This window comes from Pelagibius sp. CAU 1746, from assembly GCF_039839785.1.
GTDB lineage: Bacteria > Pseudomonadota > Alphaproteobacteria > Kiloniellales > Kiloniellaceae > Pelagibius.
Map to the genome: position 1 here is coordinate 791,124 of NZ_JBDOQT010000002.1, position 20,676 is coordinate 811,799.

A 20,676-nucleotide genomic window follows, 5' to 3' on the forward strand; every position below is an offset into this window, starting at 1 on the left:
GGCGCCCGAGACCTGCCCTCTTCCGCTGCTGAAGGGCCGCTATCGGCCGCCGGCCGGCGCCAAGACCTAACCAACTGAAATCGCACGTTCTTTATTCGTGATCGGTGTTTTTTCTACCACCGCCTCAAGGGCCAGGCAAGCCACAGCCCCATTCGCCGGAGCGGATCGACCTCTAGGAAGGATGCCGGCCCGGCGCGCGGCGGCGTCCGGGCCCGTTAACCGAAGCTTACCGCTTGCCGCCCTAAGCTGCACAGCCGCCGGGGTGACAAAAAAGGGGCGCTGCGGCGCTCGATCCCGCCGGCGCTTCGCGAGTGCAGGAGCAGGTTCCTTACCTATGGCCGACAATTCCGACGATCCCCGCCGCGCCCTGCTGCGCCAGCTTGCCCGGCTGCGCGGGCGTCTCGACCCGGCCGCCCTCAACCATTTCCTGGAAAAGGTCGACGGCTGGGAGCCCTACGACCGCGAGTCGGCGGGCGAGGCCGTGCGCCAGTTCCTGGTAACCCGCACCGACGGCGGCAAGTTCCAGCAGCGCCTGCGCGACGAGTTGAAGAAGAAGAAAGACCAGTCCTAGCTCCAGCCGCTCGCGGGCCTTTCCAGCCGCGGCACGTCCTCCCCCGTGAATTCAGCCGCCCCTTCTGCTAAGTTGTTCCGACAAGCAGGAGGGAGCTATGCGTTTTCCGCTAATAGCAGCTCTGCTGGTTCTCGTGCCGGGCGCCGCCTTGGCCGCCAACGAAATCAAGTGGCCGGATGCCGCGATCCCGGTCCCCCCTCTCATTCAGGCTTTCATCGTCGCAGAGTGTCTGGATCACGCCGGTACGACCGGCGAAGACGCCGACACCTGTGTCACGCGCGAGGAGTTCGGCTACCGCGCCGTGGTCATGATGCTGACCGATGCCGAAACCGCCGAGAAAGCGGCGGAGCGCTACCGTTCCTGCCGATCGGGGCTCGGAATGCAAGGCGGCCGCTTCCATCGGCGCAGGGCCGACTGTATCGGCGGTACGTTCCTCTACAAGTGGCGCTTCCAGGACACGAGACGCGCGGCGATCCCGGCGCCTGAGCCGACGGTCAGGTCCGCGGCCGGGATCACCGGCGCGACCGGCAGCAACATCACCCTGGGGCCGCACTTGGAACAGAGCGCGCAGGCCCGGCACCCAAGCGAGGCTTCCCGCTTGGCCCCGTAAGCAGACAAAGCCGCCCGGGCGACAAGAATTGGGACGCCGCTCCCGCTTCGGCGGGCGAGGCAACTTCAGTCCCACCAAACAGCCAGCAGGCGATGCCCCGGCTCCAGCTCCGGGCTGGGCCGCAGCGTCTCGGGCTGGACTTCCCAGATGGCAATAACGAGATCGGAGACGCCGGCGCGGTCGCGGATCGACGAGAGCACCTCGCGGAAACGCGCGAGGCCCGGGTGCTGCGGCAGGTTCGCTCCGATCGAGCCGAGATCGTCGTTGCCCTCGAAGAAGTCCTCGATGCCGACGACCGCTTCATGGTCGCTTTCATCGGAACCGCCGATGGCCTTGATTTTGGCGATCAACGCCGCCCGTTTCGTCTGATCCATGCTCTGCCCCCGGTGCGAAGGCCGCTCGCCGGCGGCGATCGAACCTATCACAACCGTGGCGGGCAGGCTTCCCCCCAACTAGCCCTGCACCCGACGGCCCCAATCTTCATCTGCCTTGGCTAGCGCCTGCATGGCAGCCATGAGCCCGATCAGGCGAAAGTGAGTTGCCGTCCCTGGGGGGCAGTCCCTATCTTCCAAGGCCCACAACGCAAAGTATCGGCCTTGGAACTCTCCTCGCTTCTGATCTTCGCCGGCGCATTGATGGTCGCGGCCGGCTCGCCCGGCCCCAGCATCGCCGCCCTGGTCGCGCGCGTGCTGACCGGCGGCTGGCGCGGGGTGCTGCCCTTCCTGGCGGCAATGTGGATCGGCGAAGCGATCTGGCTGTCGCTCGCCGTTTGGGGCTTGGCCGCCATCGCCGAGAGCCTGCAGGTGCTGTTCACCGTTATCAAGTACCTGGGCGTCGCTTACCTGCTCTACCTGGCCTGGCGCATGTGGTTCGCGCCGGCGGAGGTGAGTGACGCGGCATTGCCGGCCGCCCGGTCGGGGCGCAGGCTCTTCGCCGCCGGCATGGCCGTCACCCTGGGCAACCCGAAGATCATGGTGTTCTACCTGGCCCTGCTGCCCGCCATCATCGACCTCGGCACCATCACCCTGGCCGGCTGGGCCGAGCTGACGGCGACCATGCTCGCGGTACTCACCGCCGTCGACCTGGGCTGGGCCCTGCTGGCCGCCCAAGCCCGCCGGCTGCTGCGCACCCCGCGGGCGGTGCGCGCCGTGAACCGCCTCAGCGCCGGCGTCATGGCCGGTGCCGCCGCCGCCATCGCGACCCGCTAGCGCCTCCCTTCATGCCCCGCGATCTGATCAAGGCCATGGGCTGGGCCACGCTGGGCGCCTTCCTCTTCGCCTTCATGTTCATGCTGCCGAAGCTGACGAGCGGCGCGGTGCCGCCGCCGCAGGTGGCCTTCCTGCGCTACTTCGCCGGCTTCCTCACGGTCCTGCCGTTCTTCCTGGGCGCCTACGGGCCGGCCGAGGGCGTGAGGCAGGTCACCGCGCCTTCCAAGCGGCGGCTGAACCTCATGCACGCCCTGCGCGCCTGCTGCGGCGTCGGCTCCGTCGCCTTCGGCACCTATGCCGTGACCCACATCCCGCTGGCCAACGCCCAGGCCATCGCCATGACCAACGGCGTCTTCGCCGTGGCCCTGGCCGCGGTCTTCCTGCGCGAGCGGGTGACCACCAGCGACTTCGCCGCCGGCAGCGTCTGCCTGGCCGGCGCGGTGATCGTCGCCGGGCCCGACCCCGGCGCGCCGGGCTGGATTTCCCTGGGCGCCGCCGCCGCCCTGGCGCAAGCCTTCGCCTGGGGCTCCGAGGTGGTGCTGCTGCGTTTCGCGGCGGTGAACGACACCCCCAGACGCACCCTGACCATGGTCAACGGCAGCGCCTGCCTGGGTCTGCTGGTCGCCACCTCCTGGCTGTGGCAGCGCCTGCCGCCGCACGACCTGCTGATCTTGCTGTCCATGGGGCCGGTCGCCATCGTCGGCCAGTACTGCAACATCCGCGCCTTCCAGATGGCCGAGACCGCCAAGCTGGTGCCCATCAAGTACATTGGCCTGGTCTTCGCCGCGCTGCTGGGCCTGGTCTTTTTCGACGAGGTGCCGCGCCCGGCGGCCGTCGCCGGGGCGGTGATGATCTGCAGCGGCGCCTTCTACCTCGCCCGCCGCCACAAGCCGGTGCAGGCCGCGGCGAAGGTTAGGCCTTAAGCCGGCAGGTCAACGCGCCTGGGAGAACTCCTCGAACCAAGCGGTCAGCGCCTCGGCATCCGCTTCGCCCGCAGCTAAGGCGACAATCATCTGGACGACCGAGGTCTCCGGCGGCCGGAAGTCGTAACCGTTAAGCGAGAGGAAGGTCGCCGCCGCCAGGATGCCGCTGCGCTTGTTGCCATCCAAAAAGGGATGGTTCTTCACGATGCCCAGGCAGTAGTCGGCGGCCAGCGCGAAGAGCGACACCCCTTCTTCATAGGCCGCTCTGTGCTGAGGCCGCGCCAGGGCGGATTCCAGAAGGCCCGCGTCGCGGGTGCCGTCCGTGCCGCCGAAGCGGGCAACGGACTCGCTGTGCAGGGCATGGACCATCGTCAGGGTCAGCCAGCGCGGCTCGCTCACTGGGCCAGCTTCTTCATGGCATTGGGGTAGCGATGCATGAAGTCGCGGGCCGCGTCCAGCGCCTCGGCGAAGTCCGGGTCGTAAGGCGTCAGTTCGATGCCGTCTCGGGTTTTCACGACGAAGAGGCTGTCGCCTTCCTTCAGCCCCATCTCGCGGACCTGCTCCGACAACGTGACCCCCAGGGAGTTCCCGATTTTACGGATCTTTACAGAGTCGCCCATGGCGCTCGCCCTCCGAAGGTGGAAGGATCATCGTATCACAGATATATAATTATACATCTGTATAATTTCGGCTGGCAGATCAGCTCAACAGCAGGGAATCGCTGTCCAGCTCCTCGCCGCGCACCTTGGCGAAGAGGGCCATGAGATCGCCGACCTGCAGGCGCGCGCGCTCCTCCCCCGACACGTCCAGCACCACCTCGCCCTCATGCAGCATCAGGCTGCGGCTGCCCAGCGAGAGGGCCTGGCGCATGGAGTGGGTGACCATCAGGGTGGTCAGCTTCTCCGCCTCCACCAGGTCGCGGGTCAGCTCCAGGACGAAGTTCTGCATGCGCGGGTCGAGGGCGGCGGTGTGCTCGTCGAGCAGCAGGATCTTGGTCGGCCTCAGCGTCGCCATGACCAGGCTGACCGCCTGGCGCTGGCCGCCGGAGAGCAGGCCCATGCGGTCGCCGAGGCGGTTCTCCAGGTTGAGGCCCAGGCGCGCGATCTTGTCGCGGAACTCGTCGCGCCGGGCGAGGGTCAGCGCCTTGCCGAGGCCGCGGCGCGAACCGCGCGAAGCCGCCAGGGCGAGGTTCTCCTCGATGGTCAGGCCCTCGCAGGTGCCGGCCAGCGGATCCTGGAAGACGCGGGCGGCAAGGGCCGCACGGCTCGGGGCCGGCCAAGACGTCACGTCGGTGCCGTCGATGACGATGCGCCCGGAGGTCGGCTGCACCTCGCCGGTCAGGCAGTTCAGCAGCGTCGACTTGCCGGCGCCGTTGGAGCCGATGACGGTGACGAACTCGCCGGCGGCGATCTCGGTGGAGACGCCCTGCAGGGCGCGGGTCTCCATCACCGTGCCGGGGCTGAAGGTGACCTTCAGGTCTTCGACCCGGATCATGCGCCGCCTCCCCCCCCGCTGCCGGCATTGCGCCGCGCCAGCATCGCTTTGAAGGGATTGCGCGCGCCCGGCAGGATGAGCGCCAGGGCGACCAGCACGGCGGTCACCAGGTTCAGGTCCGCCGAGGTCAGGCCCAGATAATCGGCATTGAGCGCGAAGGCGATGGCCAGGCGGTAGACGATGGAGCCGAAGATGCAGGCGGCCACGGCCATGATCACGCCGCGCACCCGGAAAATCGCCTCGCCGGCGATGACCGCGGCCAGGCCGACGACGATGGTGCCGGTGCCGATGGTAATGTCGGCGAAGCCGTTCATCTGGGCGAAAAGTGCGCCGCCCAGGGCGACCATGCCATTGGACAGCGCCATGCCGGTGGCGGTCACCTTTGCGGTGGCGATGCCCTGGGCGCGGGCCATGCGCGGGTTGGCCCCGGTGGCGCGCATGCCCAGGCCGTATTCGGTGATCAGGAACCAGCCGATCATCACCGCGACCACGGCGATGACCGCGGCGCCGAAGATGGGCTTCAGGTAGAGCCCGGAAAGCCCCAGTCCCTCGAAGGGCGTCAGCACCGTGGGCTCGGTGATCAGCGCCAGGTTCGGGCGCCCCATGATGCGCAGGTTCACCGAGTAGAGCGCGATCATGGTGAGGATCGAGGCCAGCAGGTGCAGGATGCCGAAGCGCAGGTTGAGGATGGCCGTCACCAGCCCGGCCAGCATCCCGGCGACCACGGCCAGCCCCGTCGCCAGGTAGGGATCGACCCCGGCGATGATCAGCGTCGCCGCCACCGCAGCGCCCAGCGGAAAGCTGCCGTCGACCGTCAGGTCCGGGAAATTCAGGATACGGAAGGAGAGGTAGACCCCCAGGGCGACGAGACCGTAGACGAAGCCGATCTCGATCGCCCCGAGGAAGGAGACTAGGTTCATGTCATTCGCCGCACGGCTGGCCGCGCAGTCGCTTCAATGCCGGTGGTGGGCGCTTACTGCACCACCTCCTTGGCCTTTGCAACCAGGGAGTCGGGAATGGTGACCCCCATCTTCTCGGCCATGCCCGGATTCACGTAGAGTTCGGTGATCTCCACGCCCTCCACGGGAATGGTGCCCGGCGCCTCGCCCTTGAGAACTCGCACCACCATCTTCCCGGTCTGGCGGCCGATGTCGTAGTAGTTGAAGCCCACTGCGGCGATGGCCCCGCGCGGCACGGAATCCGTGTCGCCGGCATAGACCGGGACTTGGTTGTCGATGCCCACCTTCACCACCGCCTCGAAGGCCGAGACGATGGTGTTGTCGGTCGGCACGTAGATGACGTCGGCCTTGCCGATCAGGCTCTGGGCGGCGCCCAGCACCTCGGAGGACTTGGTGGCCGGCGCCTCGATGACGGTCAGGCCGCGGGCCGGCGCTTCCTTCTTGATCAGCTCCATGAGGGTGACTGAGTTGGCCTCGCCCGGATTGAAGGGCACGCCGACCGACTTGGCGTCCGGGGAAATCTGCTTGATCAAGTCCAGGTGCTTGCCGATGGGCGAGAGGTCGGACATGCCGGTGACGTTGCCGCCCGGCATCATCGGGTCGCCGACCAGCTTGGCCCCCACGGGGTCGGTCACCGCGGTGAAGACCACGGGGATGTCGTCGGTGGCCGAGACCACGGCCTGGGCCGAGGGGGTGGAGATCGGCACGATCACGTTGGGCGCCTCGCCGACGAACTTGCGGGCGATCTGCGCCGCGGTGGCCGGATTGCCCTGGGCGCTCTCGTAGAGGAATCGCAGGTTCTTGCCCTCCACGAAGCCGGCGGCGGCCAGTTCGTCGCGCACGCCGTCGCGCGCGGCGTCGAGGGCCGGGTGTTCGACGATGGCGGTGGTCGCCACGGTGATCTCCTGGGCCGCGGCGGAGAGGGTCAGTCCGGCAGCGGTCAGCGCAGCCGCAGACAGGCCGGTAATGGCGGTTCGTAGACGCATCTTGGTCTCGCTCCCTGGTGTTCTTATTGGATGCCCGGCGGGCGGTGTTTCAGACCTTTGGCTTAGCACGCAAACGACCCCTCGTCCAAGGCTCTCGCGGGGCGGGCGCCCCGCCCGGCTGCCGGTTGCCGTCCGGCCGGGCGAGAGACTAAACTCCCCCGCCAGTTCCCGCTCCAGGGCCTGGATTGTCTCCAGAAACCTCAAGAATACCCCGCGAAAGGTGCCCAATGGAAACCCGTAAGCTCGGCCGCAGCGGCCTCTCCGTCTCTCCCCTCTGCCTCGGCACCATGATGTTCGGCGACCAGACGGACGAGAAGGCCGCCCGCCGGATCATCGATCATGCCCGCGATGCCGGGGTGAACTTCATCGACACCGCCGACCAGTACGCCAAGGGCAAGTCGGAGGAGATCGTCGGCCGCGCCATCGCCAAGGACCGCGATGCCTGGGTCCTGGCCACCAAGGGCGGCAACCCGGTGAACGACACGCACGCCAATTCCCAGGGGCTGAGCCGCAAGTGGCTGCTGAAGGCCATCGACGACAGCCTCGCCCGCCTGAAGGTGGACTACGTCGACATCTGGTACCTGCATCTGGACGACTACTCTGCGCCGCTGGAAGAGGCGGTCAGCGCCGTCGCCGACGTGCTGGGCTCCGGCAAGGCGCTCTACTGGGGGGTCAGCAACTTCCGCGGCTGGCGCATCGCCGAGCTGGTGCATCTGGCAGCCCAAGCCGGCATCGACAGGCCCGTCGTCTGCCAGCCCTACTACAACGCCATGAACCGCATGCCGGAGGTGGAGGTCCTGCCGGCCTGCGAATACCACGGCCTGGGCGTGGTGCCCTACAGCCCACTGGCGCGCGGCGTGCTGACCGGCAAGTACCGGCCCGGCAAGGCGGCGCCCAAGGGCAGCCGCGCCGGCCGCAAGGACAGGCGCATGATGGAAAGCGAGTTCCGCGAGGAATCCCTGGTCATCGCCCAAAAGATCAAGGACCACGCGGAGGCCAAGGGCATGACGGCGGCCGACTTCGCGGTCAACTGGGTGCTGGCCAATCCCATCGTCACCTCGGTGCTGGCCGGCCCGCGCACCCTGGAGCAGTGGAAGGGCTATCTGGGCGCCTTGGAGCACGGCTTCGACGAGGAGGACGAGGCCTTCTTGAATTCCCTCGTCGCCCCGGGCCACCCCTCGACCCCCGGCTACAGCGACCCGCGCTACCCGCTGACCGGCAGGCCGGGTTGGTGAAATAGCGCGGCGGCGGGCCGATCCCAGGCCCCTGGACGCAGGCCACCGCCCCTGCCAGGATGCGCCTAACTCACCGCCGCACCTCCCGGGGCCATGCTGGAAACCGCGCTCGTCGCCACCGCCACTTTCTTCGCGACCATGGGGCCGCTCGACGTGGCGGCGCTCTTCGCCGCGCTGACGCCGCGCAACACGACCAAGGAGCGGCGGGCCATCGCGCTCAAGGGCACCCTCATCGCGCTGGGCATCCTTCTGGCCTTCGCCGTCTTCGGCGACTCGCTGCTGCACCTCTTCGGCATTTCCCTGCCGGCGCTGAGAACCGCCGGCGGCATCCTGCTGCTGCTGATCGCCATCGACATGGTCTTCGCCCGGCCCTCCGGCGGCGTCTCGACCACCGAGGACGAGAACCGCGAGGCCACGGCCAAGGCCGACATCTCGGTTTTCCCCCTGGCCACGCCGCTGATCGCCGGGCCGGGCACCATGGGCGCCACCATCCTGCTGGTCGCCGATGCCGAGGGCGATCCCGCCACCATCGCCATCGTCGTCGGCTGCCTGGTCGGCATGCTGCTGGCCACCTTCGTGCTGATGCTGATCGCCGTGCAGATCCAGCGCCTTTTGGGCGTCACCGGCCTGCACGTCATCGCCCGCGTCATGGGCGTGCTGCTGGCCGCGCTGGCGGTGCAGTTCCTCTTCGACGGGATCGCCAGCAGCGGCCTGCTCGGTTAGGCCGGCTCCGGCTCAGCCGTGGGCGCTGGACGCGGCCCAGAGGTTGATGCCGCCGTCGGTCGCCAGTTCGTCGATCCCGGACAGTTCGCCCTCCGTGAAATCCAGCTTGCCGAGGGCGGCCACGCAGTCCTCCACCTGCTCGACCCGGCTGGCGCCGATCAGCGCCGAGGTGATGCGGGGGTCGCGCAGCACCCAGGCGATCGCCATCTGCGCCAGGCTCTGGCCGCGCGCCTTGGCGATCGCGTTCAGGGCGCGCACCTTCTCCAAGTTTTCCTCGGTCATGAACTCGGGCCTGAGGGACTTGCCGGCGGTGGCGCGGCTGCCTTCGGGCACCTCCTTCAGATACTTGTCGGTCAACATGCCCTGGGCCAGCGGCGAGAAGGCGATGCAGCCGATGCCTTCCTCCTGCAGCACCGGCAGCAGGCCCTCGGTCTCGATCCAGCGGTTCAGCATGGAATAGCTCGGCTGGTGGATCAGGCAGGGGGTGCCGAGATCGCGCAGAATCCCGACGGCTTCACGGGTCTTCTGGGGCCCGTAGGAGGAGATGCCGACGTAGAGCGCCTTGCCCTGGCGCACCGCGGCATCCAGCGCGCCCATGGTCTCCTCCAGCGGCGTGTCCGGGTCGTAGCGGTGGGAATAGAAGATATCGACGTAGTCGGTGCCCAGGCGCTTGAGACTCTGGTCCAGGCTGGCCAGCAGGTACTTGCGGCTGCCCCACTGCCCGTAGGGGCCCGGCCACATGAGATAGCCGGCCTTGGAGGAGATGATCATCTCGTCGCGGTAAGGCGCGAAATCGGTCTTCAGAAGCTGGCCGAACTTCTGCTCGGCGCTGCCCGGCGGAGGCCCGTAGTTGTTGGCCAGATCGAAATGGGTGATCCCCAGGTCGAAGGCGCGCCGGCAGATGGCGCGGCCGATCGCGAAGGGGCGGTCGTCGCCGAAGTTGTGCCACAGGCCGAGCGAGAGCGCCGGCAGCCGCAGGCCGCTGCGCCCGCAGCGGTTATAGATCATGGTGTCGTAGCGTTCCTGGGCGGCCAGGTACGGCATCGCTGTCTCCCAAAAATTGGAATTCCTCCCGGCCCGCAGAGCCGGAAACGACGGCAGTCTGAGATCCCGCCGCCTTGTGGCGCAAATCCACTCCGGTATTTAATTGGCGCCGCTTTGCATCCATTCGCTGGCCAAGGCAGCGTAGACCAGTTCACTGGTCCACTCGCCCTTAACGAACTGGTTCTCGCGCAGTTCCGCCTCACGGCAAAGACCCAGCCGTTCCATCAGCTGGGCCGAAGCCGTGTTGCGGGCATTGCAGCGCCCGTAGACGCGGTGCAGCCCGAGGTGTTTGAAGCCGAATTCCAGCAGGGACCGGCAAGCTTCTCCGGCCAGTCCGCGGCCATGGAAATCGGGATGCAGCAGGAAGCCGATCTCCCCTTGCCGATGCCGGGCGCTGCGCAGGGTCAACCCCACCTGGCCGATCACGCGCCCTTTGTCCTTCAATGCCACCGCCAAAACCAGCTTGTCGTCGTCAGCCTCAAAGCCGCTGTTGCCGAGCCAGCCATCGAGAAGCGTGCGCGTCTCTTCCCGGCTGCGCGGTTCGGCGTAGCGATAGCGCGCCACTGCCGGCGAGGTCTGAAACGCGCAAAGGTCTTCAAAGTCGTTCTCGACGAAAAGCCTGAGCCACAAGCGTTCCGTCTCGATAGGAAATGGCGGCGGGATTGTCTGGCTTTCCACTCCGGTTGCTCCAGGTTGGTTTGGCGGCAGTCTACCGATAGACCGCCGCAACCTTGGTCTGTCAAGCGGCGCTGATGCCGCCGTTCACCGAGATCGCCTGGCCGGTGATCTTGGCCGCGCCGGGACCGGCCAGGAAGACGATGAGCTGGGCCAAGTCCTCCGCCGTGGTCGGACCCAGGCCGGCCAGGGGCCGCGCCTTCTCGAACAGCTTCTTGGAGAAGCTGCCCTCTGCCATGAGGCGCTCGGTGAGCGCCGTGCCCTCGACCAGCGAGGGGGTGATGGCGTTGGCGCGGATGCCGTTACGCTTGCCCTCGATGGCCAGCCCGCGGGTGAACTGCACGATGCCCGCCATGACCGCGCCGATGACGCTCTCGCCCGGCGTCGCCACCTTGGCGGCGTCGGAGGCGACATTGAGAACGCAGCCGCCGCCGCCCTCCATCATCGCCGGCAGCACGGCGCGGCAGGCGTTGAGGGTCGGCGCCATGTCTTCCATGAGGGTGCGGTTGATCTGGGCGATGGGCTGGCGGAACAGCAGCTCCGGCAGGTTGTTGCCGCCCGGCGAGCAGACCAGCAGGTCGATGCCGCCTATGCCGGCCACCGCCGTCTCCGCCATGTCCTTGGCCGCCTTGGGATCGCCGCAGTCGGCCAGCAGGGCCGCGATCTCCGCCTCCCGGCCAAGGGCGCGCAGGTGATCGACGGCGGCGGCCGCGCGCTCCGGGTTGCGGCCGACCAGGCGCAGGCGCGGCACCCCCGCGCGAATCAGGGCCTCCGCCGCCGCCAGGCCGATGCCCGAGGTGCCGCCGACGATCACCGCCGAGATGTCCCGATACTGCTTTGCCGCCATGGTGCCCCGCCTGCCTTGCTCGCCGCTTCGCCGGAGAAAAGGGACCAGTTTACGCGGCCCGGCGCAAGATGCGGATAGAAGCGCGCGCCGGACCCTGCTGGACTGCGGGGACCCGATCACAGGAGTAGAGCCATGACCGCCTTGCGTTTTCTCGCCCTCGACAGCGGCCTCGTAGAGGCCTGGCGCCGGGGCCGCGCCGACGCCAACGGCCAGACGCCCGAACGCCAGCTCTCCGACGGCGGCGGCAACCCCTGCCGCCACTGCCTGGACGACATCGCAAGGGACGCGCCCATGCTGGTGCTGGCCCACCGCCCCTTCCCCGGCCCGCAGCCCTACGCCGAGGTCGGCCCCATCTTCGTCCATGCCGAGGACTGCCCGCGCTACGGCGAGACGGCGGGCAAGCCGGGGATCTTCCTGCGGCGCGAGGTCATCCTGATGCGCGGCTACGGTCCCGACGACCGCATCGTCTACGGTACGGGCAAGGTGATTCCAACCGCGGAGATCGAATCCCGCGCCGCTGCGCTGTTCGAAGACCCGGAAATCGCCTACATCCACCTGCGCTCGGCCAGCAACAACTGCTTCCAGTGCCGCCTCGAGCGGGGGTGAGGCGCCTGCTCTAAAACGCCGCTTCCTTCATTTCCATCAGCGGGGCTTTGCCGGCCATGATGGCGGCGAAGTGGCCGGAGCTCTTGGGCAGGAGGCGCTGGAAGAAGAAGCGCGCGGTGGCGAGCTTGGCTTCGTGGAAGCCGCTGGGGTCGTCGTCCAGCTTCGCGAGGCTGGCTTCCGCCATGCGGGCCCAGAGATAGGCCAGCGCGGTGTAGGCGAAGAGGTTCAGGTAGTCGGTGGCCGCCGCGCCGGCCTCCTCCGGGTCCTTCAGGCCCTGCTGGCCGATCCACAGCGTCGCCTGCTGCAGGCGGCTCAGGGACTTGGCCAGCGGCGCGACGAACTCGGCCAGCTCCGGCTTCGTCATGCCATTCTCGACATAAGCTTGAACGGGGTGGAAGAAGCGGCGCAGCAGGCGGCCCATGTTCTGGCCCAGCTTGCGCCCCACCAGGTCGAGCGCCTGGATGCCGTTGGCGCCTTCGTAGATCTGGGCGATGCGGGCATCGCGCACCAGCTGTTCCATGCCGTGCTCGCGGATATAGCCGTGGCCGCCGAAGACCTGCATGCCGATGTTGGTGACCTCGAAGCCGGCGTCGGTGAAGAAGGACTTGATGATCGGCGTCATCAGGGCGACCAGATCGTCGGCCTCCTGGCGTTTGGCCTCGTCCGAGTGCTTCTCGGCCACGTCGACGGCGAAGGCGACCCAGAGCGCCAGTGCCCGCGCGCCCTCGTTCAGCGCCCGCATGGTCAGCAGGTTCTTGCGTACGTCCGGGTGCACGATGATGGGGTCGGCGGGCTTGTCCGGCTGCTGCGGCCCGGCCAGGGAGCGGCCCTGGAGCCTTTCCTTCGCATAGGCCGCCGCCGACTGGTAGGCGGTCTCGGCCAGGCCCAGACCCTGGATACCGACGTCGAGGCGCGCCACGTTCATCATGGTGAACATCTTGGCCATGCCGCTGTGCGGCTCCCCCACCAGGTAGCCTTCCGCCGCATCGAAGTTCATGACGCAGGTGGAGGACGCCTTGATGCCCATCTTGTGCTCGATGGAGCCGCAGGCCACGCCGTTGCGCGCGCCCAGCGAGCCGTCCTCCTTCACCAGGAACTTCGGCACGATGAACAGCGAGATGCCCTTCGACCCTTCCGGCGCGTCGGGCAGCTTGGCGAGCACCAGGTGGATGATGTTCTCGCTCATGTCGTGCTCGCCGGCGGAGATGAAGATTTTGGTGCCGGTGATCTTGTACTTGCCGTCCCCGCCAGGGTCCGCCCCCATCGGTTCGGCCCGCGTGCGGATGAGGCCCAGGTCGGTGCCGCAGTGCGGCTCGGTGAGGCACATGGTGCCGGACCAGCGGCCGTGGATCATGTTGGGCAGGAAGGTCTGCTTCTGATCGTCCGAGCCGTGCAGCTCCAGCGCGTTGCAGGCGCCGTGGGTCAGGCCCGGGTACATGCCGAAGGAGATGTTGGAAGAGCAGATCAGCTCGGTCATGACGAACTGCAGGGTCTTGGGCAGGCCCTGGCCGCCGTAGTCCGGGTTCAGCGACAGGCCGTTCCAGCCGGCTTCGCAGAAGGCCTCGTAGAGTTCCTTGAAGCCCTGGGGCGTGCGCACCACGCCGTTCTCGAAGGCACAGCCCTCCTCGTCGCCGGAGCGGTTCAGCGGCAGCAGCTCGTTCTCACAGAACTTGGCGCCTTCCTCCAGAACCGCGTCGACCAGATCCCGCGCAGCCTCCTCGCAGCCGGGCAAGCTCGCCACCTGCCCCTCGTAGTCGAGCAGGTCGTAGAGCAGGAAGCGGATATCGTCGAGCGGGGCTCTGTAACTGACCATTTTAGATTTCCTAGTTACGAAGCGGCTTGCCGGTTTCGAGGGTGTGCTCGACCCGCGCCAGGGTGCCCGGGGTCCTGACCAGGCGCATGAAGGCGGCGCGTTCCATCTTCAGGACGTCGTCTTCATTCATGGCCTCGGTGAAATCGGCCTTGGGGCCGCCGGTCAGCACCTGAGCCAACTCGCTCGCCACCACCATGTCGTGCTCGGTGGCCACGCCCTTGGCGTAGAGATCGCGCAGCGCGAAGGCCAGCGAGGCCTTGCCGGAGGGTCCCGGCAGGAACAGATCGGCCGGCTCCGGCGGCCGGTAGCCTTCGCCCAACTCCAGCGCTTTCTGCTTGGCGTCAGCCAGCAAGCGCTCGCGGTTGAAGGTGATGCGGTCGCTGCCGCGCAGGAAGCCCAGCTCCTTGGCCTCGTAGGCCGACTTGGCCACCTTGGCCAGGCCGATGGTCTCGAAGGCGGCCGCCACCGGCGGCATGGGTCCCTTGGGGCGCTTGGGATCCTGGGCGTAGCGGGTCAGCAGCTCCTTGCAGCCGCCCCAGGCCGGCACCACGCCGACGCCGGCCTCGACCAGGCCGATGTAGCTCTCGGCATGGGCCTGCACGGCGTCGGAGGCCAGCAGGATTTCGCAGCCGCCGCCCAGCGCCAGGCCGGAGGGCGCGGCCACCACCGGGAAGGGCGCGCGCTTCAGGGCGGTGTAGACCTTCTGGCCCTCGGCCACCATGTCCTCGATCATCGGCCAGGCGCCGACGTTGGCGGCGAACATCGCCAGACCCAGATTGGCCCCGGCGGAGAAGTGCGAGCCCTCGTTGTAGATGACCAGGGCCTTATGGTCCTTGGGGACGATCTCCACCGCCTTGGCGATGATCTTGAAGACCTCCGGGTCCATGGTGTTCATCTTGGTGTGGACTTCCAGGCAGACGACGCCGTCGCCGATATCCCAGAGGGAGGCCGAGCCGTTCCCGGCCAGCCGCTCGCCCTTCAGCTTTATATCGGAGAGCAGCAGCACGCCTTCGGCGCGCTCGACGTCGGCGTAGTCGCCGCCGACGGTGAGGTACTGCTGGCGGCCGTCCTTCACCCGGTAGAAGCCCTCGGCGGCGGCCGCCTTTTCCAGCAGCGGCGGCACCGGGCGGCCCTCCTCCTTTAGGCGCGCGGCGACGTAGTCCACGCCGATCCTGTCGAGCAGCTCGAAGGGGCCGAATTTCCAGTTATAGCCGGTGCGCAGGGCGCGGTCGACCGAGGGCACGTCGTCGGCGATCTTCGGCAGCAGCGAGGCGGCGTAGCTCAGCACCTGCGACATCACCGCCCAGGCGAGCTGCCCGCCCTTGTCGGCGTGCTCGACCAGCGCCCGGGGGCCGCCCTTGCGCGCGGCGGAGACGGAGCCGAGCGACACCTTGACCGCTGGCGCGTAGTCGCCGGTCGCGAGGTCGACGGCTTCCTTCACCTTGCCGCCGCCCTCGCGGTTCAGGCGGTAGAAGCCGCCCTTGCCCTTGCGGCCGGTGTAGCCCTCGGCGATCAGCTTTTCCAGGATCGGGAAGGGCCGGCGCAGGGCGTGGTAGGCGTCGTCCTTGGGCAGGGTCGCGGCCATGGAGGCGTCGACCTTGGGCATGAGGTCCAGGCCCACCAGGTCCAGCAGCGCGAAGACGCCGGTCTTGGGAACGCCCAGCGGACGGCCCAGGATGGCGTCGGCTTCTTCGATGGAAAGTCCGCGGTCGAGAGTCTCCACCACGGCGCACTGCAGCCAGAAGGTGCCGATGCGGTTGGCGACGAAGCCAGGCGTGTCGTGGCAATGGACAATGGCCTTGCCCAGCACGCGGTCGCCGAAGGCGGCGATCTCCGCGACCGCCTGGCCCCGAGTCTTCTCGCCGGCCACCAACTCCAGCAGCGGCATGTAGCGCGGCGGATTGAAGAAGTGGGTGATGAGGAAATCGGCACGGAAACGTTCCGGCATTCCCTCGGTCAGCAGCTTCAGCGGCAGGGTCGAGGTGTTGGAGGAGACGATGGAGCCGTCCTTGCGCACCGCTTCCAGGCGGCGGTAGAGGTCGCCCTTCACCTCCGGGTCTTCCAGCACCGCCTCGATGATCCAGTCACACTCGGCCAGCCTGTCGAAGTCGTCCTCCAGGTTGCCGGGCGTCACCAGCCTGGCGGCGCGTTTCCACATGAAGGGCGCCGGGTCGGCCTTCAGCATCTTCGCGATCGCGCCCTCGGCCAGTGCGCTGCGGTTCTCCGCGCCTTCCGGCACGATGTCGAGCAGCAGCACCGGCACCCCGGCGTTGGCGAGATGCGCGGCGATGCCGGCGCCCATGACGCCGGCGCCGATCACGGCAGCCTGTTGAATGGGCATCAGGCGGCCTCCAGGATGGTGGCGATGCCCTGGCCGCCGCCGATGCACTGGGTCGAGAGCGCGAACTGCTTGCCCTCGCGCTGCAGCAGCGCCGCGGCCTTGCCGGTGATGCGCGCGCCGGTGGCGCCCAGCGGATGGCCCAGCGCGATGGCGCCGCCGTCCAGGTTGGTCTTCTCCAGATCCAGGCCCAGCTCGTCGGCGCAGGCCAGGGCCTGGGCGGCGAAGGCCTCGTTCAATTCGACGATGTCGATGTCGCCCACCGAAAGACCGGCGCGTGCCAGCGCCTTGTTGGTGGCGGCCACCGGGCCCATGCCCATGACGTCCGGATCGCAGCCGGCCACGGCGATGGATTTCACCTTGGCCAGCGGCTTCAGGCCGTGCGCCTTGGCGTAGGCCTCCGAAGTCACCAGCACCGCCGAAGCGCCGTCGGTCAGCGGCGAGGAGGTCGCCGCGGTGACGCTGCCGTCGGTGGCGAAGGCGGGCTTCAGCTCGGCCAGCGCGTCCAGCGAGGTGTCGGGGCGGATGCAGCCGTCGGCCTCCACCGCCGCGCCGTTCACCTGCACCGGCACGATCTCGTCGCTCAGTTTGCCTTCGTTGCGTGCTACGGCGGCCCTGCGATGGCTGAGCACGGCCAGTTCTTCCTGGCGGGCGCGGGTGATCTGGTGGCGCCGCGCCACGTTCTCCGCCGTCTCGCCCATGGAGATGTAGGCGGCGGGAAAGCGCTCGGCGAGGCCGGGATTGAGCAAGGGATTGAAACCGGCCATGGGCACGCGGCTCATGGACTCGATGCCGGCGCAGATGAAGGCCTCGCCGGCGTTCATCTGGATATTGCCGGCGGCCATGTGGATGGCCTGCATGGAGGAGCCGCAAAAGCGGTTCACCGTGGTGCCCGCGACCGAGATCGGCAGCTCGGCCAGGAAGCCGATGAGCCGCGCCACGTTCAGGCCCTGCTCGCCCTCGGGGAAGGCGCAGCCGACGATGAGGTCCTCGATGTCCTTGGGTTCGACGCCGGTCCTCTCGATGAGGCCGCGCACCACCTGCGCCGCCATCTCGTCGGGGCGCAGCTTCACCATCTCGCCCTTGTGGGCGAAGGTGAAGGGTGAGCGGGCATAGCCGGCAATCACAACATTCTTTTCCATCGTCTAAAGACCTTTCGTCTCTTCCAGCGGAGGCGATTCGCCCGCCGGGGTCTGACCATCCTGCTCTTGTCCCGCGTGCTTGGCACGCTCTTCGGCAATCAGTTCCTTCTTCGACAGCTTGCCGATCATGGTCTTCGGCAGCTCGTCGCGGAACTCCACCTCGCGCGGCATCTCCATGGGGGAGAGCTTGTCCGCAAGGAAATCGCGCAGTTCCTGCTCGTTCAGGCGCTCACCCTCTTTCAGTCGCACGAAGGCCTTGGGCACCTCGCCGCGATAGGGGTCGGGTTTGGCGCAGCAGATGACCTCGGCCACCGCGGGATGGCGGTGAATGGCTTCCTCGATGTGGCGCGGATAGACCTTGTAGCCGCCGGAGACGATGACCTCTTTCAGGCGGTCGATCAGGTAGCTGTAGCCGTCCTCGTCCATGTAGCCGACGTCGCCGGTGTGCAGCCAGCCGTGGCGCAGGGTCTCGGCCGATTCTTCCGGGCGCTGCCAGTAGCCGGCCATGACCTGCGGGCCGCGCAGGCAGATCTCTCCACGCTCGCCCAGCGGCACTTCCTGGTCGCGGTCGTCGAGGGAACGGATGACCACCTCCGTGCCCGGCAGCGGCAGGCCGATGGAGCCGACCTTGGTGGAGCCGGCGATGGGGTTGCAGGTGACCACCGGGGAGGCTTCGGAAAGACCGTAACCTTCGAAGAGGCGCCCGCCGGTCAGGTTCTCGAAGCCTTCGTGCACCGGAGCCGGCAGCCCGGCGCCGCCGGAGATGCAGACCTCGATGCAGGAGAGGTCGTAACGCTCCAGCTTCGGGTAGTGCAGGATGGCGTTGAACAGGGTCGGCACGCCGGGGAAGAATGTCGGCCGGCAGCGCGCTATGGTCTGCAGCAGGGTTTTGATCTCGAAGCGCGGCATCAGGATGATCTCGCCGGCCAAACGGATGCCAAGGTGCATGTTCACCGTCATGGCGAAGACGTGGAACAGCGGCAGCACCGCCAGCACCCTTTGCGTGCCGGGCTCGACGCCGATGAACCAGGTGTGGAGCTGGCTGGCGTTGGCGGAGATCGAGCCGTGGGTCAGCATGGCGCCCTTGGGCAGACCGGTGGTGCCGCCGGTGTACTGCAGCACCGCCACGTCGCCGATGCCGAGCTCGGCGGGCGTGAAGTCGCCGTCGTTGTCGATCAGCTTCGAAAAACGCAGGTAGCGGTCGTCGCCGGCGGGCGGCCTGGCCAGTTCCCCGCGCTTGGCGATGGCAAAGAGCTGGCGCGTGGGAAAGCGCAGGATATCGCCCATGGCGCCGACGATGATCTTCTTCAGCGCGCACTTCTTCTGCGCGCCGGGGGCCAGCGCCGAGATCAGCTTGGGCAGCAGCAGCTTCAAGTCCATGGTGACGGCGAACTCGGCGCCGGAATCGGCCAGCAGTCCGTGGACCTCCTCTTCGGCGTAGAGCGGGTTCACGTTGACCACGATGCCGCCCAGCTTCATCACCGCGAAATAGGCGATCACGTAGTAAGGGGTGTTGGGCAGGAAGAGCGCGACGCGGGTGCCCTTGACGACGCCCAGGTCCTGCAGGCCCTTGGCGGCGCGGGCGACCAGGTCGCCGACCTGGGCATAGGAATAGGGCCGCCCGAGGAAATCCAGGCAGGGACGCTCGCCGTAGGCCGCCACGGCGCGGTCGAGCGCCAGGGCCAGCGGCTCCTGCAGAACCGGCTCGTCCCAGGCGATGCCCGCCGGGTAGCTGCGGTCCCAGGGGTGCGCGCCCTGCGCGGCCCGCGGGTGGTGGGCATCCCAAAGGTCGGTTTCGGGACCCAGGGTCATCTTCCAACCTCGCACCTGCCCCCTGAGGCCCGCGCTTCTGAGCCGTCCGCCGGGGGTGCAGCGGACTGCCGGGTCATAACGCGAGGGTAGCGCCGAAGTCCCTTACGATCGGTAAGGATCGAACGCCTTGGGTTAAGCAGACGTTAACCATAAAGGTCGGCACTTTTCGCCGCGCTTTCAAGGGAGGTCACGCCGTGGGCCCCGTGTCATCGCTGGAATATTCAGGGCCGCAGGACCGCCGCCCCTTGCAGACGCCCCTGGCGCAGGTCGTCGAGGGCCCGGTTGGCCTCGGCCAGGGGGTAGTCACTGACATGGGTCTTCACCGGCACCTTGGGGGCCAGCGCCAGGAAGTCTTCGGCGTCGCGCCGGGTCAGGTTGGCGACCGAGCGGATCTGCCGCTCCTCCCAGAGGATGCGGTAGGGAAAGCTCGGGATGTCGCTCATGTGGATGCCGGCGCAGACCACGACGCCGCCGCGCGCCGTGCGCCGCAGCGCCTCCGGCACCAGGGCGCCGACAGGGGCGAAGATGATGGCGGCGTCCAGCTCTTGCGGCGGCGCCTCGCCGGAGGCCCCGGCCCAGGTGGCGCCGAGGGCGCGGGCGAAGGCCTGGGCCTCGTCGTCGCCGGGCCGGGTGAAGCCGTAGACCTCCCGCCCCTCCCAGAGGGCGACCTGGATCATGATGTGGGCCGCCGCGCCGAAGCCGTAGACGCCCAGGCGTTTGGCGTCGCCGGCCATGCGGTAGGCGCGGTGACCGATGAGGCCGGCGCAGAGCAGCGGCGCCGCCTCGGAATCGCTGTAGCCCTCGGGCAGGGCGAAGCTGTAGCGCGCGTCGGCGACGCAGTAGTCGGCATAGCCGCCGTCGATCTGGTAGCCGGTGTAGCGCGCCGCCCCGCAGAGGTTCTCGCGCCCCGAGGTGCAGTAGCCACAGGCGCCGCAGGAAAAGCCGAGCCAGGGCACGCCGACCCGCTGGCCCGGCGAAAAGCTCTCGACCCCCTCCCCCAGCGCATCCACCGTCCCGACGATCTCGTGACCCGGCACGATGGGCAGCTTGGGCTCCGGCAGTTCGCCGTCGACCACGTGCAGGTCGGTGCGGCAGACGCCGCAGGCCGCCACTTTCACGCGGATCTGGCCCGGGCCCGGTTCCGGCCGCGGCAGATTCGCGGCCTCCACCCGGCCCGCCGCCTTTTCCCGCAGGACCATTGCATGCATGCTATGATCGTCCGCCATGGCCGCAGCATAGCCAGACGGCGGCCCAGGCGCTAATGATGCAGATCAAGCTTCTCACCCGACCAAGAACGACCGCGAGCCGCAGATATGAAAACCATCCTGCCGGAAGTCAGCGACGGCGAACTCCGCAAGATCGAGATGCCCGGTGACAAGACCTTCACGCTGACCATCGAGACTCACGACAAGGACACGCGCATCCTGAAGCTCGAAGGCGTCGAGCACCTGCGCTGCAACAACCTGCTGCTGGGCAACGTCATCTTCGACGTCCAGAAGATCGAGGCGCCGAACCTCAGCGACCTGGCCCGCGTCACCTCGATGGACAACGCCGTCTCCGAGAAAGGCCGCGACTACCTGCGCGACCTGGGCACCGCGGTAGAAAAGGGCGAGCTGACTTTCCTGCGCCTGGAATCCTCCTACGGCTGCCATCTGGACGCCCTCTGCCGCAGCTACACTGCCGGCTGAGG

22 protein-coding genes are annotated in these 20,676 nt (G+C 68.1%); 8 read left to right on the forward strand and 14 right to left on the reverse strand.

The window, feature by feature from the left end; translation table 11 throughout:
* Nucleotides 1–334: 334 nt before the first annotated feature.
* Together AAFN88_RS20490 and AAFN88_RS20495 are read left to right on the forward strand one after the other, a co-directional pair.
* Nucleotides 335–571, forward strand: a complete 237-nt coding sequence (locus AAFN88_RS20490; protein ID WP_347522554.1) for a hypothetical protein — start codon at nt 335–337, stop codon at nt 569–571.
* 97 nt (nt 572–668) lie between these two features.
* Nucleotides 669–1,181, forward strand: coding sequence for a hypothetical protein (locus tag AAFN88_RS20495; RefSeq protein ID WP_347522555.1), 513 nt, complete (start codon nt 669–671; stop codon nt 1,179–1,181).
* 65 nt (nt 1,182–1,246) lie between these two features.
* On the opposite strand, the gene AAFN88_RS20500 is transcribed toward AAFN88_RS20495, so the two are convergent.
* Nucleotides 1,247–1,555, reverse strand: a complete 309-nt coding sequence (locus AAFN88_RS20500) for a hypothetical protein (protein ID WP_347522556.1) — start codon at nt 1,553–1,555, stop codon at nt 1,247–1,249.
* Nucleotides 1,556–1,777: 222 nt separating this feature from the next.
* On the opposite strand from AAFN88_RS20500, the gene AAFN88_RS20505 reads away from it, so the two are divergent.
* Together AAFN88_RS20505 and AAFN88_RS20510 are read left to right on the forward strand one after the other, a co-directional pair.
* Nucleotides 1,778–2,389: a LysE family translocator gene (locus AAFN88_RS20505; protein WP_347522557.1), complete on the forward strand. Its 612-nt coding sequence runs from the start codon at nt 1,778–1,780 to the stop codon at nt 2,387–2,389.
* A gap of 11 nt (nt 2,390–2,400) precedes the next feature.
* A complete protein-coding gene (locus tag AAFN88_RS20510) occupies nt 2,401–3,312 on the forward strand; it encodes a DMT family transporter (RefSeq protein WP_347522558.1) in 912 nt (303 codons plus the stop codon).
* A 9-nt stretch (nt 3,313–3,321) separates the two neighbouring features.
* On the opposite strand, the gene AAFN88_RS20515 is transcribed toward AAFN88_RS20510, so the two are convergent.
* From AAFN88_RS20515 to AAFN88_RS20535, 5 genes are all read right to left on the reverse strand, one after another.
* A complete protein-coding gene (locus AAFN88_RS20515; RefSeq protein ID WP_347522560.1) occupies nt 3,322–3,711 on the reverse strand; it encodes a type II toxin-antitoxin system death-on-curing family toxin in 390 nt (129 codons plus the stop codon).
* Nucleotides 3,708–3,932: an AbrB/MazE/SpoVT family DNA-binding domain-containing protein gene (locus AAFN88_RS20520; protein ID WP_193369590.1), complete on the reverse strand. Its 225-nt coding sequence runs from the start codon at nt 3,930–3,932 to the stop codon at nt 3,708–3,710. Before AAFN88_RS20520 ends, AAFN88_RS20515 begins: the two co-directional genes overlap by 4 nt.
* A 79-nt stretch (nt 3,933–4,011) precedes the next feature.
* Nucleotides 4,012–4,806, reverse strand: a complete 795-nt coding sequence (locus tag AAFN88_RS20525; RefSeq protein WP_347522561.1) for an ABC transporter ATP-binding protein — start codon at nt 4,804–4,806, stop codon at nt 4,012–4,014.
* Nucleotides 4,803–5,726: an ABC transporter permease gene (locus AAFN88_RS20530; RefSeq protein ID WP_347522562.1), complete on the reverse strand. Its 924-nt coding sequence runs from the start codon at nt 5,724–5,726 to the stop codon at nt 4,803–4,805. The genes AAFN88_RS20525 and AAFN88_RS20530 overlap by 4 nt, the downstream gene beginning before the upstream one ends.
* A 53-nt stretch (nt 5,727–5,779) precedes the next feature.
* Nucleotides 5,780–6,751 (reverse strand): ABC transporter substrate-binding protein, encoded by a 972-nt coding sequence (locus AAFN88_RS20535; RefSeq protein WP_347522564.1) that lies wholly within the window; start codon nt 6,749–6,751, stop codon nt 5,780–5,782.
* A gap of 227 nt (nt 6,752–6,978) precedes the next feature.
* On the opposite strand from AAFN88_RS20535, the gene AAFN88_RS20540 reads away from it, so the two are divergent.
* Both AAFN88_RS20540 and AAFN88_RS20545 read left to right on the forward strand, forming a co-directional pair.
* Nucleotides 6,979–7,986 (forward strand): aldo/keto reductase, encoded by a 1,008-nt coding sequence (locus AAFN88_RS20540; protein WP_347522565.1) that lies wholly within the window; start codon nt 6,979–6,981, stop codon nt 7,984–7,986.
* Between the two features lie 93 nt (nt 7,987–8,079).
* Complete coding sequence (locus tag AAFN88_RS20545; protein ID WP_347522566.1) at nt 8,080–8,709, forward strand: MarC family protein; 630 nt, start codon at nt 8,080–8,082, stop codon at nt 8,707–8,709.
* 12 nt (nt 8,710–8,721) lie between these two features.
* Here AAFN88_RS20545 and mgrA read toward each other — a convergent pair whose 3' ends face one another.
* The 3 genes from mgrA to AAFN88_RS20560 form a co-directional block, all read right to left on the reverse strand.
* Nucleotides 8,722–9,753 carry an L-glyceraldehyde 3-phosphate reductase gene (gene mgrA, locus AAFN88_RS20550; RefSeq protein WP_347522567.1) on the reverse strand — a complete coding sequence of 344 codons (1,032 nt, stop codon included), beginning with the start codon at nt 9,751–9,753 and terminating at the stop codon, nt 8,722–8,724.
* A gap of 99 nt (nt 9,754–9,852) precedes the next feature.
* Nucleotides 9,853–10,431, reverse strand: a complete 579-nt coding sequence (locus AAFN88_RS20555; protein WP_347522568.1) for a GNAT family N-acetyltransferase — start codon at nt 10,429–10,431, stop codon at nt 9,853–9,855.
* Between the two features lie 61 nt (nt 10,432–10,492).
* The gene (locus AAFN88_RS20560; protein WP_347522569.1) at nt 10,493–11,275 is read right to left on the reverse strand and encodes an SDR family oxidoreductase; all 783 of its coding nucleotides are present in this window, start codon (nt 11,273–11,275) and stop codon (nt 10,493–10,495) included.
* Nucleotides 11,276–11,407: 132 nt separating this feature from the next.
* Here AAFN88_RS20560 and AAFN88_RS20565 point away from each other — a divergent pair, with 132 nt between their 5' ends.
* On the forward strand, nt 11,408–11,881 hold the full coding sequence (locus AAFN88_RS20565; protein WP_347522570.1) for a DUF1203 domain-containing protein: 474 nt from the start codon (nt 11,408–11,410) through the stop codon (nt 11,879–11,881).
* A gap of 10 nt (nt 11,882–11,891) precedes the next feature.
* Here AAFN88_RS20565 and AAFN88_RS20570 read toward each other — a convergent pair whose 3' ends face one another.
* From AAFN88_RS20570 to AAFN88_RS20590, 5 genes are all read right to left on the reverse strand, one after another.
* The gene (locus tag AAFN88_RS20570; protein WP_347522571.1) at nt 11,892–13,694 is read right to left on the reverse strand and encodes an acyl-CoA dehydrogenase C-terminal domain-containing protein; all 1,803 of its coding nucleotides are present in this window, start codon (nt 13,692–13,694) and stop codon (nt 11,892–11,894) included.
* Between the two features lie 10 nt (nt 13,695–13,704).
* Nucleotides 13,705–16,035, reverse strand: a complete 2,331-nt coding sequence (locus tag AAFN88_RS20575) for a 3-hydroxyacyl-CoA dehydrogenase NAD-binding domain-containing protein (protein ID WP_347522572.1) — start codon at nt 16,033–16,035, stop codon at nt 13,705–13,707.
* The gene (locus AAFN88_RS20580) at nt 16,035–17,174 is read right to left on the reverse strand and encodes a thiolase family protein (RefSeq protein ID WP_347522573.1); all 1,140 of its coding nucleotides are present in this window, start codon (nt 17,172–17,174) and stop codon (nt 16,035–16,037) included. The genes AAFN88_RS20575 and AAFN88_RS20580 overlap by 1 nt, the downstream gene beginning before the upstream one ends.
* A gap of 3 nt (nt 17,175–17,177) precedes the next feature.
* Entirely contained in the window at nt 17,178–18,986 is a 1,809-nt protein-coding gene (locus AAFN88_RS20585; RefSeq protein ID WP_347522574.1) for a long-chain fatty acid--CoA ligase, read from the reverse strand.
* A gap of 221 nt (nt 18,987–19,207) precedes the next feature.
* On the reverse strand, nt 19,208–20,185 hold the full coding sequence (locus AAFN88_RS20590; RefSeq protein ID WP_347522785.1) for a zinc-dependent alcohol dehydrogenase family protein: 978 nt from the start codon (nt 20,183–20,185) through the stop codon (nt 19,208–19,210).
* Nucleotides 20,186–20,299: 114 nt separating this feature from the next.
* On the opposite strand from AAFN88_RS20590, the gene AAFN88_RS20595 reads away from it, so the two are divergent.
* On the forward strand, nt 20,300–20,674 hold the full coding sequence (locus AAFN88_RS20595; RefSeq protein WP_347522575.1) for a hypothetical protein: 375 nt from the start codon (nt 20,300–20,302) through the stop codon (nt 20,672–20,674).
* Nucleotides 20,675–20,676 lie beyond the last annotated feature (2 nt).

Excerpts from the sequence above, each read along its gene's own strand:
- AAFN88_RS20545 (WP_347522566.1), top strand. The coding sequence starts at position 8,080 with ATGCTGGAAACCGCGCTCGTCGCCACCGCCACTTTCTTCGCGACCATG.
- mgrA (WP_347522567.1), bottom strand. The coding sequence starts at position 9,753 with ATGCCGTACCTGGCCGCCCAGGAACGCTACGACACCATGATCTATAAC.
- AAFN88_RS20525 (WP_347522561.1), bottom strand. The coding sequence starts at position 4,806 with ATGATCCGGGTCGAAGACCTGAAGGTCACCTTCAGCCCCGGCACGGTG.
- AAFN88_RS20500 (WP_347522556.1), bottom strand. The coding sequence starts at position 1,555 with ATGGATCAGACGAAACGGGCGGCGTTGATCGCCAAAATCAAGGCCATC.
- AAFN88_RS20510 (WP_347522558.1), top strand. The coding sequence starts at position 2,401 with ATGCCCCGCGATCTGATCAAGGCCATGGGCTGGGCCACGCTGGGCGCC.
- AAFN88_RS20495 (WP_347522555.1), top strand. The coding sequence starts at position 669 with ATGCGTTTTCCGCTAATAGCAGCTCTGCTGGTTCTCGTGCCGGGCGCC.
- AAFN88_RS20560 (WP_347522569.1), bottom strand. The coding sequence starts at position 11,275 with ATGGCGGCAAAGCAGTATCGGGACATCTCGGCGGTGATCGTCGGCGGC.
- AAFN88_RS20590 (WP_347522785.1), bottom strand. The coding sequence starts at position 20,185 with ATGGTCCTGCGGGAAAAGGCGGCGGGCCGGGTGGAGGCCGCGAATCTG.
- AAFN88_RS20595 (WP_347522575.1), top strand. The coding sequence starts at position 20,300 with ATGAAAACCATCCTGCCGGAAGTCAGCGACGGCGAACTCCGCAAGATC.
- AAFN88_RS20520 (WP_193369590.1), bottom strand. The coding sequence starts at position 3,932 with ATGGGCGACTCTGTAAAGATCCGTAAAATCGGGAACTCCCTGGGGGTC.
- AAFN88_RS20530 (WP_347522562.1), bottom strand. The coding sequence starts at position 5,726 with ATGAACCTAGTCTCCTTCCTCGGGGCGATCGAGATCGGCTTCGTCTAC.
- AAFN88_RS20535 (WP_347522564.1), bottom strand. The coding sequence starts at position 6,751 with ATGCGTCTACGAACCGCCATTACCGGCCTGTCTGCGGCTGCGCTGACC.
- AAFN88_RS20585 (WP_347522574.1), bottom strand. The coding sequence starts at position 18,986 with ATGACCCTGGGTCCCGAAACCGACCTTTGGGATGCCCACCACCCGCGG.
- AAFN88_RS20490 (WP_347522554.1), top strand. The coding sequence starts at position 335 with ATGGCCGACAATTCCGACGATCCCCGCCGCGCCCTGCTGCGCCAGCTT.
- AAFN88_RS20575 (WP_347522572.1), bottom strand. The coding sequence starts at position 16,035 with ATGCCCATTCAACAGGCTGCCGTGATCGGCGCCGGCGTCATGGGCGCC.
- AAFN88_RS20540 (WP_347522565.1), top strand. The coding sequence starts at position 6,979 with ATGGAAACCCGTAAGCTCGGCCGCAGCGGCCTCTCCGTCTCTCCCCTC.
- AAFN88_RS20565 (WP_347522570.1), top strand. The coding sequence starts at position 11,408 with ATGACCGCCTTGCGTTTTCTCGCCCTCGACAGCGGCCTCGTAGAGGCC.
- AAFN88_RS20570 (WP_347522571.1), bottom strand. The coding sequence starts at position 13,694 with ATGGTCAGTTACAGAGCCCCGCTCGACGATATCCGCTTCCTGCTCTAC.
- AAFN88_RS20580 (WP_347522573.1), bottom strand. The coding sequence starts at position 17,174 with ATGGAAAAGAATGTTGTGATTGCCGGCTATGCCCGCTCACCCTTCACC.